A 15,457-nucleotide genomic window follows, 5' to 3' on the forward strand; every position below is an offset into this window, starting at 1 on the left:
GAGCCGGACGCCTGCGGTCAGCCCGCTGAGCCAGCCCCGCCCTGATTACCTCTGCCAGCTGCGCCAGAGGCGGGCGTACCTTCCCTCCCGGGCGACGAGCTCCTCGTGGGTTCCCTCCTCGACGATCCCGCCCCGGTCCATGACGACCACCCGGTCGGCGGCCTGGGCCTGGGTGAGGCGGTGCGCGACCACCAGGGTGGTGCGGCCCTTGGTGGCGGCGGCCGCGGCTCCCTCCAGGCGGCGGGCACCGGAGCTGCCTGCCTCCGCGGTGGCCTCGTCGAGTACGGCGAGGTCGGGGTCGGCCAGGGCCAGGCGGGCCAGGGCCAGGTGCTGGGCCTGTTCGGCGGTGAGTGCGTGACCGCCCTCGCCGACGACGGTGTCCAGCCCCTCGGGCAGGGCACGCACCCAGTCGAGCGCGCCCACGGTCTCCAGGGCCGCCTCGGTCTCCTCGCGTGCGGCATCGGCGCGGGCCAGGCGCAGGTCGTCGAGGAGGGTTCCGGCGAACACGTGGGTCTCCTGGCTGACCAGGAAGACGTGCTCGCGCACGCGCTGCTCGCCGAGTTCGTCGAGGGGGATCCCGCCGAGGAACACGGTTCCGGCGGTGGGGGTGCGCAGACCCGCGATGACGGCTGCGAGGGTGGTCTTGCCCGCGCCGCTGGCACCGACGAGCGCCACCCGTTCCCCAGGGGCGACTTTGAGGGACACCCGGTCCAGGGCCTTGGGGGTTCCCGGCCCGTAGGTGTGGCTGACCGCCTCCACCCGCAGGGAGGAACCGGCCGGCCCCTCCTCCGCGTCCGGGGCCTCGGCGACGGGCAGGTCGACGACCCCGGCCAGGCGCGCCAGGCTCGCCCCGGCCTGCTGGACGTCGTTGAAGTTCATCACCAGGAAGCCGAGCGGCCCGAAGAGCCGGTGGAAGTACAGGGCGGCCGCAGTGACCATCCCGACGGTGGCGATGTCGTCGCGGACCAGGAAGAAGCCCACGACCAGCACGGCGCCCAGACCCACGAACTCCGAGCCGTTCATGCGCGCGCCGAGCCTGGTGAACAGGCGGAACACGTCGAGGGTGAGCTGCATCGCGGTGCGGGAGCGGTCGGCGATGCGCTGCTCGTGCTCCTCCTCCAGCCGGTAGGCGCGTACGGTGTCGCGGCCGCGCAGGGCACCCATCAGGGCGTGGGAGCGCTCGCCCATGGCGACGCGCTCGCGCGCGTAGTAGGGGCCCGACTTGGGCATGTACCAGCGCACCGCCCAGACGTAGAAGGGCAGGGCGGCCAGTCCGGCCAGGCCCAGGCGCCAGTCCAGGGCGGACATGCCCGCGGTGGTGAGCACGACGACGGCCAGGGCGGTCACCACCTCCGGGCCGTTGCGGGCGATGGCGTTGCCGACCACGGCGACGTCGTCGCCGACCCGCGAGAGCAGGTCACCGATCCGCACTTTCTCCAGCCGCGCGGCGTGCATGTGCAGGACGCGTTCCATCACGCGTTCACGCAGCCGGGCCAGGATGGTCTCACCGACCCGGCTGACCTGCCAGGCACCGAGCCCGACCAGGACACCGCCCACCACCGCGGCCCCGGCGATGATCGCGGCCGAACGAAGGATGGCGTCCAGGCCCGATCCGTCGGAGATATCGTCGACCATCTGCCCGAGGACCCAGGGCGCCACGAGGCCGGCGGCGCTGCCCGCGAGGACGGTGGCCAGGGCGAGGGCCGTGGCCCAGGGCGTGGAGCGGACACCGTCACCTAGGACGGCCCAAGTCCGTTTGGCGGTGGCCGTGGGCAGGAGGTCGGGGCCGCTCCGCGGCGTACCGGGCTCCTCAGGACGGTCCTGGACAGGGGCTTCCGTGCTCAACGCAGCACCGCCTCGCGGTAGTGGGGGTCGTCCTCGGCCAGTCGTGTGTGCGTGCCCAAGGCGTGCACCCTGCCCTCGCGCAGGACCACCACTCGGTCGGCGCGGGCCAGCAGGGCGGGGCTGTTAGCGATGACGAGTGTGGCACCAAGGGGGGAGCGCTCGGCGCGCAGGGCAGCCGTGCCCTGGGCGATGGCCTCCTCGGTGACGGCGTCGACGGCGGTGGTGGGGTCGTGCAGAACCAGCACGGGCGGGTCGGCGACCAGGGCGCGGGCCAGGGCCACCCTCTGGCGCTGGCCGCCGGAGAGGTTGGCGGCACGGTCGGTGACGGGGCGGTCGAGCCCGTCGGGGTGACCGGTGACCAGTTCCTCGGCGGCAGCCGCGGCCAGGGCGGCCCGGAGCGCGGACTCGTCGGCCACGCGGGTGGGATCGGTGTGCAGGTTGGAGTGGAGGGTGCCCTCGAACAGGACGCTGTCGTGCTCCTCCACCAGCACGGCACCCCGCAGCGAGGTGAGGTCGAGCTCGGTCACGGGGATCCCGCCCACGCGGACGGTACCGCCAGCCCCCTCTGATCGCCCGGCGAGGACGTCGACCAGGGCCTCGGCATCGCGGGGGTCAGTGGTCAGCACACCGACGAACTCCCCCTGGGCCACCGTCAGGTCGACACCGTCGAGCGTGCGGTGGGTGACGCCCTCGAGCTCCACGGCGTGCGGGACGTCGGGCAGGACACCGGGCAGTATCCGGCCGCCGGTGGTCGTGACCGCGTCGGGCGCGTTGAGGAGGCGGACCAGGCGCTGGGCGGAGGCGCGGGCGACGGCGAACATCTGGCCGACCATGCCGAGCGCTTGGACGGGTTCAGAGAGGAACTGGGCCAGGCCGACCACGATCACGAGCTCGCCGATGGTGATGTGCCCTTGGAGGGCCATCCACCCGGCGGTTCCGGCCACGCAGGCCAGGAAGACGGCGCCGGCGGCGCTGACCAGTCCCTTGTAGAGGCCGTTGGTGGCGGCGGCACCGACGGAGGCGGTCAGGGCGCGGTCGCTGACGTCCCGGTAGCGCAGGGCGGCGTTGTGTCGGGCACCGATACCCATGAGCACGCGCAGACCGCTGACCTGGTCGGTGGCCATGGCGGTGGCGCGGGCGGCGGTGGCCTGCTTGGCCTCGGTGCGGCGGGTGATGCGCGCCGCGGGCACGCGCAACAGGAGCAGCATCAGCGGGACGCCGAGGAGCACCCCGACGCCGAGGGGGACGTTGATGGAGAGCAGGACGACCGTCGTCACGGTGATGGCGGTGACCTGGGCGATGCCGACGGCCCAGGCACGGGCGTAGCTGGCGGCCTGTTCGGCGTCGGATGTGGCGACGGCCAGGACCTCGCCGGAGCGCAGGCCGCTGCGTTCGCCCCGGGGGTGCAGGACGCGGCGGGCCGACTCCAGGCGCAGCAGGTGGGCCTCGCGTTCGACGGCGCCCAGGGTGAGGCGGGCACCGAAGCGGTAGGCGCTGGCCAGGACGGTGAACAGCAGGGCGAACCCGGACACGCACCACAGCAGGGCGGTGAAGTCACCCGTGGAGACGGCGAGGTCGATGGTGAGGCCGATGGCCACGGGGACGAGCGCCTCGCACGCTTGGTGGAGGGAGAGGAGGACGACCCCGAAACCGACCCGGCCGCGGTGGCGGCGCAGGGTGCGGGAACGCAGGGCCCTGGCTGTGCCGGGTGGGGGTTCGGCGGGGGCCGCACGCGTGGTCATCCGTCTCCTACTCCCTTGAGTACCGTCCCGACCGGGCACGTGAGTCCGCCCCGACCGGGCAAGACTAGCCACTCGCGGACCGTCCTCCGACCAGAGGATGACTGGTTTGCGGCTCAGGGGGCGATTTCCGTGCACTTGTGATATTGGTTAGCCTAACCTCACACGTCATGGTTGTGCACACCGTCGAAGGGCCCCTGTTGCGCATTCAGTTCCCGCGTCACCGGCAGATGATCCGCGCCCGGGTCGTGCGCACCGAGCAGACCACGGACCACTTCATCACCGTGACCGTCGGCGGCCCCGACCTGGCCCGGTTCGAGTTCCTGGGCCTGGACCAGTGTGTTCGGGTCTTCCTCCGGCGCCCAGGCCAGAACCGGCTGATCCTGCCGGACTCCGCGGACGACAGCTGGTACCCCGAATACCGCGAGATGCCCGATGAGGTGCGCCCCTACGTGCGCAACTACACGATGCGCCGCTTCGACGCCGAGGCCCTGGAGCTGGACATCGAGTTCGTGGCGCACGGCGACGGAGGACCGGCCTCGACCTGGGCACTGTCCGCGGGGGAGGGCGACGAGGTGGGCCTGTTCCCCGAAGGGATCTACTACCTGCCGCCGGTCGACACTGACTGGCAGCTGCTGGTCGGAGACGAGAGCGCCGTGCCCGCCCTGATGTCCATCGTCGAGCAGGCCCCCGAGGACCTGCGCGCCCAGGTCTTCCTGGAGGTCCCCTCCCAACGCGACGTGCGACAGCTGGACGCGCCACCCGGGGTCGACGTGCACTGGCTGCCGCGCCAGGACCCGCACGCCACCCCCGGGCAGCTGGCATTGGAAACGGTGCGGAGTACACCCCTTCCCGAGGGGCGCCCGTACTGCTGGGTGGCGGGAGAGAACGGCCTCCCAACCGGGCTGCGGCGCGCACTGGTGCGCGAGCGGTCCGTCCCCAAGAGCGACATCACGTTCGTGGGCTACTGGCGCGCGGGCGTCTCGGGCGTCGACTGACCTGTGAGTCCTGTTGTTCAAGGACCCCCTGGTCACGCTTTCCCCTGAGGGCGCTAATGTGGCCGAATACTGCTTAGGCAAGGCTAAGCTCATCTTTTTCAGTGAGGTCTCATGAACGCCGGTCCGCCCGCCCGCTTCGGCCTGATCGCCGCCGGTGCCCTGTCCACGGTCCTGCTCGCAGCCTGTGGTGGTGGCGGCTCCGACACCTCGTCGGAGTCCTCCGGCGAGACGGCCGAGGGTTTCCCGGTCACCGTCGAGACCCTCCACGGTGACGTGGAGATCGAGGACCGCCCCGAGAACGTGGCCGCCATGGGCTGGTCCGACGCCGAGACCGCCCTCGCGCTGGACGTGCAGCCGCTGGGCGTGGCCGACTGGCAGGACTACGGCGGTACCGGCGTGGGCCCCTGGGCCGCGGACCTGTTCGACTCCGAGCCGGTGCAGCTCGGCACCATGGAGCCCAACCTGGAGGCGGTCGCCTCCCTGGAGCCCGACGTCATCCTCGACACCCGCTCCGACCACACGGAGGAGCGCCAAGACACACTGTCCCCGGTGGCCCCGGTCGTCGGTCCGCCGCCCGGAGTCGAGGTCACCTACGGGACCACCTGGCAGGAGCAGACCCGCCAGGTCGCACAGGCCCTCGGGGAGGACGAGCGCGGCGAGGAGCTGGTCACCGAGTTGGAGGACCGCTTCACGGAGCTGCGCGAGGACAACCCCGAGTTCGCCGAAACCACCATCGCCGTCGGCGCCTACTACGACGGCCAGTACGGTGCCTACGTGCCGGGCGACTCCCGCGTGGACGTGCTCACCGGCCTGGGCTTCGAGTACAAGCCGGAGGTGACCGAAATGGCCGACGGGGCCTTCTACACCGATCTCAGCCCCGAGCTGGTGGAGGTCCTGGACGCCGACCTGACCGTCGTCTTCCCGATCGGCGGGACCGCGCAGACCCTGCACGAGGACCCGGTTCTGCAGGGCATCCCCTCGGCCGAGGACGGCCGCCTGATCATCCTGGACGACCCGGAACTGGCCGACGCCTTCTCCAGCGGTTCCGCACCGGGCGTCTCGCACGCGCTGGACGAGATCGTCCCGCTCGTCCACGAGGCCCTGGAGGACTGACGTCCACAGGGGTATCCGCACCCGGCGGTCGCGTCCATACCGAACCGGGTTCCGGCACGGACGCGACCGTCCTGAGATACACGGGCTAAGCGGTACGCTCGCCCACCTTGCGCCTGACCCCGGTCCAGACCGGCTTCAGGACTCCCGCGGAGAGGACCGCCACCACGAGCACCCAGATGGTGATCGAAATACCGGAGGCGCCGATCACCGCGCCGAGGTCGCCCTGGTAGGTGACCATTCCCTGGACGAAGTACCGCTCGATCATCGGCCCGAGGACCAGACCCACCAACAGTGATGCCGGGGAGAAGTCGAGCAGGCGCAGGAAGTATCCGAGTACACCTGAGACCAGCACGATGTGCAGGTCGATGAAATTGCTGTTGATGCTGTAGGCACCAATAGCGGCGATGATGACGATAAACGGAATCATGTAGCGTATCGGGGTCATGATGAGCTTGATCCACAGCCCGATCAGGGGCAGGTTCAGCAGCAACAGCATGACATTGGCGATCAGGATCGAAGCGATGACCGACCAGAACAGGTCCGGGCGCTGAGTCGCCAGCAGCGGTCCCGGCTGCACACCCTGCACCGTCATTGCTGAGATCATCAGCGCCAGGGTGGCGGAGAAGGGGATGCCGAGCATCAGCACCGGGACGATGCTGCCGATGGTGGCTGAAGAGTTGGCCGCTTCAGGTCCGGCTACGCCCTCGACCGCCCCGGTGCCCAATTTCTTCCGGTTCTTGGAGACCGTCTGTTCGACCTTGTAGGAGCCGAAGGTGGAGAGCGCGGCCGCCGGTCCGGGTATCAGCCCGAATCCGAAGCCGATCAGGGAGCCGCGCCCCCAGGGGGTGATCGAGCGTCCGAACTCTTCCTTGGTCGGGACCAGTTCACGCCAGCGGAGGCGCTTGGGTTTCTGCCGCTTGGAATCCCCGGTGAGCATGAACATCAGCTCAGAGAGTCCGTAGAGACCGACCGCGACGCTGGCCAGGGCGATTCCCAGGGTCAGGTCCACGTGGCCGAACGTGAAGCGGTTCGTCGAACTGTTGACGTCCAAGCCGACCGTCGCCAGCGCCACGCCGATGATCATCGGCAGCAGTCCGGATCCCAGAGATCCTCCGGAGATCCTGGCCAGGACAAGCAGGCCTCCAGCGGTCAGGGCGAAGAACTCAGCGGGACCGAACTGCATGGCTACCCCGGTCACCAGTGGCATGACCAGCAGCACAATGCCCAGTCCGATCAGCCCGGAGATGAATGACCCAACGGTCATAATGGTCAGGGCAGCGCCTCCGCGACCATTCTTCATCATCGGGTGGCCATCGAAAGTGGCAGCCACGGACTGAGCGTCACCGGGCATATTTAGCAGGATCGATGTCATCGAACCCGCGAATTGAGTTCCAATGTAGATGCCAGCGATCATGATCATGCCGATTGCTGGCTCATAGGCGAATGTCAGCGGCAGCAGCAGTGCGGCACCGGCCACCGGACCAAGGCCGGGAAGAATTCCGATCAGTGTTCCAGAAAGCGCGCCCACAAACGCGGCAACCAGCAGTTCTGGAGAGACTGCCAGTTCAAGCCCGTAAAGAAATCCTTCAATGGTTCCCATAGTTCATGACTCTCTTACGGAAGGATCGAGCCGCTGGGCAACTGGATTCCCAAGATCTCAGAGAAGAAGAAGGTCAGGGTCAATCCCATGGCCGCTCCGATGATGATGGATCTGACCCACGATGCCCGACCGACCACGCGGATAAAGGCTACGGCGAAGACCACTGAGGGGATATACTGCCCCAGCAACGGAATCAGCACAGCGTAGTAGACGACCACCATGGAAATGAAGAGCAGAACGTTCTTCAGATCACGACCGCGGGGAAAACCGACCGTCCCGGATTCCGATCGACCCAGAAACGCTTCAGCGATCACGATCAGGGAAATGACCATACCGGCGATACCGACCCATCCGGGAATCATGCCCGGACCCGGCTGGGACAAGGTGCCGTCTTCCAGCTCCATACCGGCTATGTAGTATCCGATAAAGATGGCCAGAAACAGTGCTCCGAAGAGGATGCGCCCCGTGCGCTTGGGGTTGTTCCGCCATCCCCCTGATGCGCTCTCTGATGCTTCACCAGTGACTTCAGTCATCAGTTTTCTCGATTGTCTCCGAGCTCGATACCGCGCTCGATATTGTCCTGGATCTCGTCCAGGTAGGTGTCCAGTTCGTCGCCGGTGGCCACATCGGGCAGAGCACCCTGCTCGAGGGCCCACTCTTCCCACTCATCGCTGGTCACGATCGCCTCCGAGGCACCACGCAGGGAGGACTCGACGTCCTCCTCCAGGCCGGCGGGGGCCATGGTCATGTAGTCGGAGGTGAAGGGGATGTCGTATCCGGCCTCGTCGAAGTGGACCGCGTCGGGAAGGAACTCGCTGTAGTCCTCCGGACCGCTGTAGGCCACCGCCTGCAAGTCTCCGGCCTCGACCAGGCCGAGTTGGCCCGAAGCGTTTCCGACCACCGCGTCCAAGCGCCCGCTCATCACTTCCAGGGCAGCCTCCCCTGTGCCGCCGGCGGTGGTGATCAGTGATACTTCGATATCAGCCTGCTGCTCCAGGAAGTAGATCACGAACGCGGGATTGCCCATACCGGCGGGCGTACTGATCTGCACTTCTCCCGGGTTCTCCTCGGCAGCCTCGATGAGGTCGTCCAGCGTCTCGTACTCGGAGTCAGGCGAGACGAACAGCCCATAAGGCGTCCCGGACATCTTCGCCAGCGGGGTGAAGTCCTCCGGCGTTTCAAATTGGGCCTCGTCGCTGACCAAGGGCTGGGCCACGAACCCTCCGGAGGTACCCAGACCCATGGTGTAACCGTCGGCCTCTGAGTTGGCCAATTGGGTGATGCCCACCGCCTCATCGCCGCCGGGCACGTTGATGACATTTGTATCGGCGTCCAGCTCGGACTCCAACATATCGGAGAAATGGCGCCCGACCGGATCTGCACCGCCACCCGGCTCGTAGGGCACGATGTATTCGATGGAATCCGAGGGGTACTCTCCCCCGTCGTCTGCGCAGCTAGCCAAAAGCAGAGGCGCGATAGCCGCGGTCACCACGAGGATACGCCGGTTCCTCCTCGCCGTTGGAACGACGGCAGGATTCGAGGCCTGAGCACGCATGAAGGCACTCCTTCGAGAATTTAAGGTATTGAAGGCAGTCTCCACCAGGGGTAGTGGTGGCTCATGACTCACGACCTCGGGGTACGAGCTGACGTGAGGTATAACACACTATCACCCAATTACCATTACCGACCAGTAGCCGAACAGATTTTACCTCCGTCGCACATCGAGTGAGATGCCCCCGGAGAAGCGTCGGCGGCTAGGCTTCTTTTCCCGAACCAAACGGCACAGCCCAACTTCCCGACACGCCGGATTACACAGCCCATTTGCGGAGGCACGGCGACCCGAGTGGGCCGCGATTCTTCAAGGGATACCGCTGGAACTACATTTTGATTTGGCGCTATGACGCTGTGTAGTGCACTCAGTTCGAGGCTGAATCCGCGTGCCTTGAAAGGATCATGTGCCTTTCCGTCGCCCCGAAGAGATCGATACCTGGGGCCCGAACCCCGCATCGCGGCCCGCCCCTGTGCTCCCGCGGCGAACCATAGGGCGGCTGCGCCCGCGGCCGACCAGCAGACGTGGCTGGCGGGATCCCTGGCAACCCGCGGACCGGCCGGGATCCCGCCCGGCAGCGGCCACCGGTGAGGCGTCGAGGTAGGCCGGCGCAGGAACGGGGAATGCGTTCCAGCCAGGGGCAGAAGGGTGTTACCTCTGCCGGAATGCTGATTCGAGGTGCTGGCGCATGAGCATGGCTGCCTCTTCTGCACTGTGGGCGCTGATGTGGTCGACCAGTTGCTGGTGTTCTTCCAGGGACGTGTTCCAGCGCTGCTCAGTGCGTAGGGTAGTGGGAGCGATCGACATCGACTGCACTCCGTATTTGGTGTTCGCCTCGACGAGGAACGGGTTGCCGCTGGCCTTCCAGATGATGTGGTGGAACCGGTAGTTCAGGTCCCGTCGAAGAATGGGAGAGGGGTCGCCCAGTTCGACCTGTTCAGCCAGCGCCGCCTGGAGTTGGGCCACCGTGTTCTCGCTTCTGCGCATTGCGGCGAGTCGGCAGGCTTCCGATTCCAGGATCTTGCGCATCTCATAGAGCTGACCGGTCTTTTCGTCGTCCCAGACAGTGACCCGGGTCTTGCGGCCCTGCCGTTCGGCCAGCCCGTCGACCAGCAGTTGTGCGACAGCCTCACGAACAGGGGTCCGGGAGGTGCCGACCAGGTCGGCGACCGCACGTTCGTTGAGGTCGTGCCCCTGTTCCAGGGATCCGTCGAGGATTCGTGCACGCAGCTGCTGATAGACGCTGTCCACTTGGGTTCCGGATGTCACGACGCCGCCGCCCGTCCGGCGATCCGGCCGAAGACGATACCCGCTGCCAGCCCGGATCCCCCGGGATAGTTCTCACTGAACAGGCCGCCCAGAGCCTCACCGCAGGCAAAGAGTCCGGGGATGACCGATCCGTCCTCGTTCAGCACCCGCGCATACGAGTCGCCCCTGACCCCGCCGAAGGTGAACGTGATGCCGCAGGTGACCGGGTACGCGTAGAAGGGCCCCTCCGCGATGGGGTTAGCCCAATGGGATTTCGGCGGGGTGGTATCGGCCGATCGGCCGTCCCTGATGTTGGGATCGAACGCTACCGAGGTTCGGATCGAGTCGTTGAAGGCCTGGACCGTCCCCAGGAGGCCAGCCGTGTCTATACCCGCTTCCCGGGCGAGTCCCTCCAGAGTGTCGGCGACGTGCTCGCCGACGCCGGGTACCTCGTACTCCTGCGGACGCAGCATGGGGCGCAGGCGGGCATCGAAGATCTGCCAGGCGATGGCGCCGGGCTGCATGAGGACTTCCTTGCCGTACTTGGCGTAGGTGAGGTTGCGGAAGTCGGCACCCTCGTCCAGGAAGCGCCGACCGTCGCGGTTGACGATAATGCCCAGCGGGTAGCTCTGGCGGGTCAGCCGATTGGTGACCTCGTAGTTGGACTCGTTGTCCTCGAATCCCGCGTCCCACTGTGTGGCGTGGCAGGAGCTCCAGTCCCCGCCCTTGGCCGCACCGAGTTTCAGTGCCTCGTTGAGCATGGTGCCGGTGTTGAACGGTGTCCCACGGGTGATGGCGTGCTGCCACTGCGGCCCCATGTGTTCGGATCGCATCTGTTGACTGGCTTCGAAACCACCACTCCCCAGAATGGTGGCACCGGCCTGAACCGTGTGCTCTTCGCCGTCGCGTTCGAAGACCACGCCGGTGACCGCTCCGCCGGTTTCGACAAGGCGAAGCGCACGGGCGTTGAAAAGGATCTCGATACCGGTCTCTTCGGCCACGCGGAAGTGATCGCGAACCAGACCCGCCCCGCCGTCGACGTTTCCGACGTGTAGCCCGCCCCAGAACAGGTAGCTCCCGTCGGGGCGCTCATAGGCCTGGCGCTCATACATCAGCCGGTACTTCAGGCCTTTGGCCTTCAGCCACCGCATGTCCCCCGCGATGTTGGACGTCAGGGTCGCCGTCATCTCCGGGTCGTTTCGCCCGTTGGTCACCGCCTTCAGGTCCGCGGCGTACTCCTCCTTGGAGTAGGGCGGTACTTCTGTACAGCTGTGGCGCCCGTCCGCCTCGATGAGGTCTTGCAGGCTCTCCAGGCCCTCATGGGTCATGCGGGTCGCACCGGCGGTGAAGTAGCTGTTGCCACCAGCCTGCCTCCGAGGCGCAGCTTCCAGGACCAGAACTCGCCTGCCCTGCTCGCGGGCGGCGTGAGCAGCACACATGGCGGCATTGCCAGCGCCTACCACAAGGACGTCGGTCGTGATGGTGGACAATCAGGCTCCTTTGGTATACCAAGATCATGAAAAGTATGCCACTGGATCGGGCGCCCATCAAGCATGGGTTCCTCTCAGTTCAGGGAACCCCGGAGGCGGTCAAGTGACGGCACAAGTGCACAAGCCACGATGGGGCCGGGTCCCGGGAGTGCTGAGACTGCTGGCTGGGGCAGCGGTGGTGGGGTCGCTCTTCGAGCTGATGGGGATCCCCGCAGGCATGTTGCTGGGCAGCGCCATCGGGGCCGCCCTGGTCAACCAGCCGTGGTTCCCGCGCCTGCGGCCCGCTGCCTTTCCACGAACTCTGCGGTATATCGGACTGATACTGGTCGGCCTGGTCAGCGGCGTTCTGCTGACTGTCGATTCCCTGGTGAGCACAGCCTCGGTCGCCGTTCCGGTAATCGTGGCCTACCTCGGACTCGTTGTGGTCAACCTTCTACTCATCTCCTTACTGATGGCTCGTTACAACGTCGACCCGGCTACCGCAGTGCTCGCCGTTACCCCGGGCGGCCTCGCGGAGGTCACTTCACTGGCCATCGACAAGGGGGCGCAGATGGGCGTGGTGATGACCGTGCACGCGGTCCGGCTGTTCACCCTGGTGCTCGTACTCCTGCCCATCCTGTTGGTGGTGTTGAGTACATGACGCTCCTACCGCTGTTCGCCGTCACGGCGGGCTCACTGGTTACCGCCCTCGTCTTTCGGCGGGTCCGTGTACCACTCTGGCCCCTCACAGGGGGTTTGGTGGGCGCAGCTGCGGTGAACCTCGGCTTCGGTTTGGCCGCAGACGTACCCACGGTCTTCGCGCTGACTGGACAGCTGCTGATCGGCACAGCCATTGGTGCCACTATCGGCCCTGATGTCTTCCGGCAGTTCAAGCGGGTTTTCGCCCCCGGGACTCTCGCTGTGATCGTCGTCTTGGGAGCCGGGCTGTTTTTCGGGTGGCTGTTCGCCGCCTGGGGGCTCATGGATCCGGCCGAATCGCTCCTGTCGCTGGTGCCGGGTGGCGTGGGGGAAATGGTGGCTGCGGCCATAGCACTCGACCTCGACGGCGCCCTGGTGATCGGTGTGCACGTGGTGCGGATTCTGACAGTGCTGCTGAGCCTTCCCTTGGTCTTCTGGGTGAGCGAGAGGATCCATAACCGGTGGATCGGCGGACCGGGCGACGCAGCCGACTGAGCTCTCCGAGCGACGACCGGGTCGGTTCCAATGAGGAATGTGAACGTTTTAACTTGACGGAAAACGCTTTCCCATTAGGGTGATCCACACCACTGCCCATCCCCCGAGGCAGTGCCCGCACCGGACTGCCAGCCGCTCCTGGGCAGGTGCTTCAGGCGGGACGGTCCAGGTTCAGGAGGTTCCTTGCCAACCAGTCGCACCACAGCAGCTCATGCTGGCCCTCCACGCAAGATGGCTTACTTGGCCGGGGCCGGAGCGATCGTTTTTGCGCTTGCCGCAACGACCACGGCCGCTTCCGGCACCAGCGCTTCCCCTACGGACGGCACTTCAGGCACGGGTGTCCAGCTCGAGGAGCTCGACCGCGGGCTGGTCGCCGTCAGCACAGACGAGGGCGTGTTCCTCAGCTGGCGCCTGCTCGGCCACGAGGTGACCGGCCACACCGAATCGGGCATGGACGGCCCCGACTTCCAGGTTCACCGGGACGGCGAGCCGATCGGGAAGGTCAGCGACAGCACCAACTACCTCGACGCTGAAGGCACCGAGAAGTCCGAGTACACGGTCACCCCGGTCGGCGGCGACGCGGCCGAGGAGCCGAGCGACCCGGCCTCCCCCTGGGAGGACGGCTACTACGACCTTCCCCTCCAGAAACCGGAGGGCGGTGTCACGCCCGCCGGCGGGGAGTACGAGTACACGGCCAACGACATCAGCGTCGGCGACGTCAACGGGGACGGCGAGTACGAGTTCGTCGTCAAGTGGGACCCGGACAACTCCAAGGACGTGTCCGAGGTCGGCTACACCGGCAACGCCATCATCGACACGTACACCCTCGACGGCACCCTGCTGCACCGGATCGACCTGGGCCACAACATCCGCGCGGGCGCCCACTACACGCAGTTCCTCGTCTACGACTTCGACGGCGGCGGCCGGGCCGAGCTGATGTTCAAGACCGCGCCCGGCACGAACATCACCACCTACGGCGAAGACGGCGAGGTGGTGGCCGAGGAGTACGTCACCATGCCGGAGGAGGACGTCGAGGCCGGCTACTCCCATGACGACGACTACCGGATGAGCACCGACGACTACTACGAGCACGTGGTCGGCATGTTCCTCGACTGGCACGAACACCCCGAGGTCACGGCCGGGAACTGGCCCGCCACCCTGGAGGAGGCCTTCGGCAACGACCCGGAGTACGACTACCCGCTCTCCCGCGAGGACGCCGAGGCGCTCGCCGACCACTTCATGGACGACTACGCCCCCGACCGCAGCGAGAACAACGAGCTGCGCGAGTTCGAGGGCTTCATCGTCGACGGCCCGGAGTACCTGACCGTGTTCGACGGGGCCACCGGCGGCGAGCTGGAGACCATCCGCTACGAGCCGGAGCGCGGCGACGACGGGCTCGTGTGGGGCGACTACGCCATGGAGCGCATCGAGCCGGGCAACCGTGTGGACCGCTTCCTGGCCGGGGTGGCCTACCTGGACGGCGCGAACCCGTCGGCGGTCTTCGCCCGCGGCTACTACACCCGCACCGCTTTGGTCGCCTACACCTGGGACGGCGAGCAGATCGTCGAGGACTGGTCCGTCGACAGCGGACACGCCCCCATGGACAACCCCTTCAACGACTCCCCGCACGGGGTGGAGGGCACAGACCCCGAGTACGGCACCCTCACCACTCAGGGTTTCCACTCGCTGAGCGTTGCCGATGTCGACGGTGACGGCCGTCAAGAGATCATCTACGGCTCCGCGACGATCGACCACGACGGTTCACTGCTGTATTCCTCCTACGAGTACGGTCCCCCGGAGAGCGATGTCGCCGGGGAGTACGCCAAGCTCGGACACGGCGACGCGATGCACGTGGGCCACTTCGATCCAGAGCGCGAGGGCCAGCAGATCTGGACCGTGCACGAGGGCGCCACCGAAGCGCCCTACGGATTCGCTATGCGCGACGCGGCCACGGGCGAGGTCCTCTTCGGTGAGTACACCGGGGTGGACACCGGACGCGCCATGGTCGGCGACATCGACCCCGACCGGCCGGGCTACCAGGTGTGGTCCTCCATGCCGCCGGACGACGCGGACGTCGACGCCGGCCTGTGGACCGCCAGCGGCGAGTACCTCGGGACCGACACCCCGGGGACCAACATGAACATCCGCTGGGCCGCCGACATGACCACCCAGATGGTCAACGGCACCGCCACCGAGGAGTTGGAGACGCCCACCGTCGACGACTGGCAGCGGGGAACGCTGCTCACCGCCGAGGGCACCCTCACCAACAACTGGACCAAGGGCAATCCCGGGCTGGTCGCCGACGTGTTCGGCGACTGGCGCGAGGAACTGCTGTTGCGTACCGAGGACAGCTCCGCGATCCGCATCTACACCTCCACCGAGGTCACCGACCGCAAGCTCTACACGCTGATGCACGACCCGCAGTACCGGGTGGGCGTGGCCTGGCAGCAGACCACGTACAACCAGCCGACCTACCCGGACTTCTACCTGGGCTCCGACATCGACTGGTCCGAGGTCCCCGTCCCCGACCCCCGCTACCCGAAGAGGTAGCCCTCCCCGGAGGCGGTCCGGCCTCCCCGACTCCCTCGGGCCGCCTCCTCCCCCGGCACCCGCGGCGCAGCTGCGCCGCGGGTGCCTCAGCGTTGTACCCGCAGGTCGGACCGGCCCCGATGGAACCGTGCCGGCCCCGGTGGCGTCGTACC

Annotated in this window: 12 protein-coding genes; 5 read left to right on the plus strand and 7 right to left on the minus strand. The window is 67.2% G+C overall.

All coding sequences use genetic code 11. The features are described 5' to 3' along the window. Positions 1-45: 45 nt before the first annotated feature. Complete coding sequence (locus ACYVD1_RS01570) at positions 46-1,845, minus strand: ABC transporter ATP-binding protein (RefSeq protein ID WP_460766557.1); 1,800 nt, start codon at positions 1,843-1,845, stop codon at positions 46-48. Beyond that, a complete protein-coding gene (locus tag ACYVD1_RS01575; RefSeq protein ID WP_460766560.1) occupies positions 1,842-3,587 on the minus strand; it encodes an ABC transporter ATP-binding protein in 1,746 nt (581 codons plus the stop codon). Before ACYVD1_RS01575 ends, ACYVD1_RS01570 begins: the two co-directional genes overlap by 4 nt. A gap of 227 nt (positions 3,588-3,814) precedes the next feature. Here ACYVD1_RS01575 and ACYVD1_RS01580 point away from each other — a divergent pair, with 227 nt between their 5' ends. Continuing rightward, positions 3,815-4,582, plus strand: a complete 768-nt coding sequence (locus ACYVD1_RS01580; protein WP_460766771.1) for a siderophore-interacting protein — start codon at positions 3,815-3,817, stop codon at positions 4,580-4,582. Positions 4,583-4,693: 111 nt separating this feature from the next. Next, positions 4,694-5,695, plus strand: coding sequence for an iron-siderophore ABC transporter substrate-binding protein (locus tag ACYVD1_RS01585; protein ID WP_460766563.1), 1,002 nt, complete (start codon positions 4,694-4,696; stop codon positions 5,693-5,695). 85 nt (positions 5,696-5,780) lie between these two features. Here ACYVD1_RS01585 and ACYVD1_RS01590 read toward each other — a convergent pair whose 3' ends face one another. The 5 genes from ACYVD1_RS01590 to tcuA all read right to left on the minus strand — a co-directional run bounded on the left by ACYVD1_RS01590 (position 5,781) and on the right by tcuA (position 11,582). After that, positions 5,781-7,295, minus strand: coding sequence for a tripartite tricarboxylate transporter permease (locus tag ACYVD1_RS01590; RefSeq protein ID WP_460766568.1), 1,515 nt, complete (start codon positions 7,293-7,295; stop codon positions 5,781-5,783). 14 nt (positions 7,296-7,309) lie between these two features. Continuing rightward, a complete protein-coding gene (locus tag ACYVD1_RS01595; RefSeq protein ID WP_460766571.1) occupies positions 7,310-7,828 on the minus strand; it encodes a tripartite tricarboxylate transporter TctB family protein in 519 nt (172 codons plus the stop codon). Next, the gene (locus tag ACYVD1_RS01600) at positions 7,828-8,700 is read right to left on the minus strand and encodes a Bug family tripartite tricarboxylate transporter substrate binding protein (RefSeq protein WP_460766577.1); all 873 of its coding nucleotides are present in this window, start codon (positions 8,698-8,700) and stop codon (positions 7,828-7,830) included. The genes ACYVD1_RS01595 and ACYVD1_RS01600 overlap by 1 nt, the downstream gene beginning before the upstream one ends. 795 nt (positions 8,701-9,495) lie before the next feature. Then, a complete protein-coding gene (locus ACYVD1_RS01605) occupies positions 9,496-10,113 on the minus strand; it encodes a GntR family transcriptional regulator (RefSeq protein WP_460766582.1) in 618 nt (205 codons plus the stop codon). After that, positions 10,110-11,582, minus strand: coding sequence for an FAD-dependent tricarballylate dehydrogenase TcuA (gene tcuA, locus ACYVD1_RS01610; protein WP_460766584.1), 1,473 nt, complete (start codon positions 11,580-11,582; stop codon positions 10,110-10,112). Before tcuA ends, ACYVD1_RS01605 begins: the two co-directional genes overlap by 4 nt. Between tcuA and ACYVD1_RS01615 the strand changes: the two genes are divergently transcribed. The 3 genes from ACYVD1_RS01615 to ACYVD1_RS01625 all read left to right on the plus strand — a co-directional run bounded on the left by ACYVD1_RS01615 (position 11,572) and on the right by ACYVD1_RS01625 (position 15,305). Continuing rightward, positions 11,572-12,222: an AbrB family transcriptional regulator gene (locus tag ACYVD1_RS01615; RefSeq protein ID WP_460766776.1), complete on the plus strand. Its 651-nt coding sequence runs from the start codon at positions 11,572-11,574 to the stop codon at positions 12,220-12,222. The genes tcuA and ACYVD1_RS01615 overlap by 11 nt on opposite strands. Next, entirely contained in the window at positions 12,219-12,755 is a 537-nt protein-coding gene (locus tag ACYVD1_RS01620) for an AbrB family transcriptional regulator (RefSeq protein WP_460766587.1), read from the plus strand. The genes ACYVD1_RS01615 and ACYVD1_RS01620 overlap by 4 nt, the downstream gene beginning before the upstream one ends. 231 nt (positions 12,756-12,986) lie before the next feature. After that, a complete protein-coding gene (locus tag ACYVD1_RS01625; RefSeq protein ID WP_460766780.1) occupies positions 12,987-15,305 on the plus strand; it encodes a rhamnogalacturonan lyase in 2,319 nt (772 codons plus the stop codon). Positions 15,306-15,457 lie beyond the last annotated feature (152 nt).

Source organism: Nocardiopsis nanhaiensis (assembly GCF_054778635.1).

Bases quoted from the DNA above. Each gene is read 5' to 3' on its own strand.
- ACYVD1_RS01620 (WP_460766587.1), top strand. From the start codon at position 12,219: ATGACGCTCCTACCGCTGTTCGCCGTCACGGCGGGCTCACTGGTTACC.
- ACYVD1_RS01615 (WP_460766776.1), top strand. From the start codon at position 11,572: ATGGTGGACAATCAGGCTCCTTTGGTATACCAAGATCATGAAAAGTAT.
- ACYVD1_RS01575 (WP_460766560.1), bottom strand. From the start codon at position 3,587: ATGACCACGCGTGCGGCCCCCGCCGAACCCCCACCCGGCACAGCCAGG.
- ACYVD1_RS01580 (WP_460766771.1), top strand. From the start codon at position 3,815: ATGATCCGCGCCCGGGTCGTGCGCACCGAGCAGACCACGGACCACTTC.
- ACYVD1_RS01595 (WP_460766571.1), bottom strand. From the start codon at position 7,828: ATGACTGAAGTCACTGGTGAAGCATCAGAGAGCGCATCAGGGGGATGG.
- ACYVD1_RS01585 (WP_460766563.1), top strand. From the start codon at position 4,694: ATGAACGCCGGTCCGCCCGCCCGCTTCGGCCTGATCGCCGCCGGTGCC.
- ACYVD1_RS01625 (WP_460766780.1), top strand. From the start codon at position 12,987: ATGGCTTACTTGGCCGGGGCCGGAGCGATCGTTTTTGCGCTTGCCGCA.
- ACYVD1_RS01590 (WP_460766568.1), bottom strand. From the start codon at position 7,295: ATGGGAACCATTGAAGGATTTCTTTACGGGCTTGAACTGGCAGTCTCT.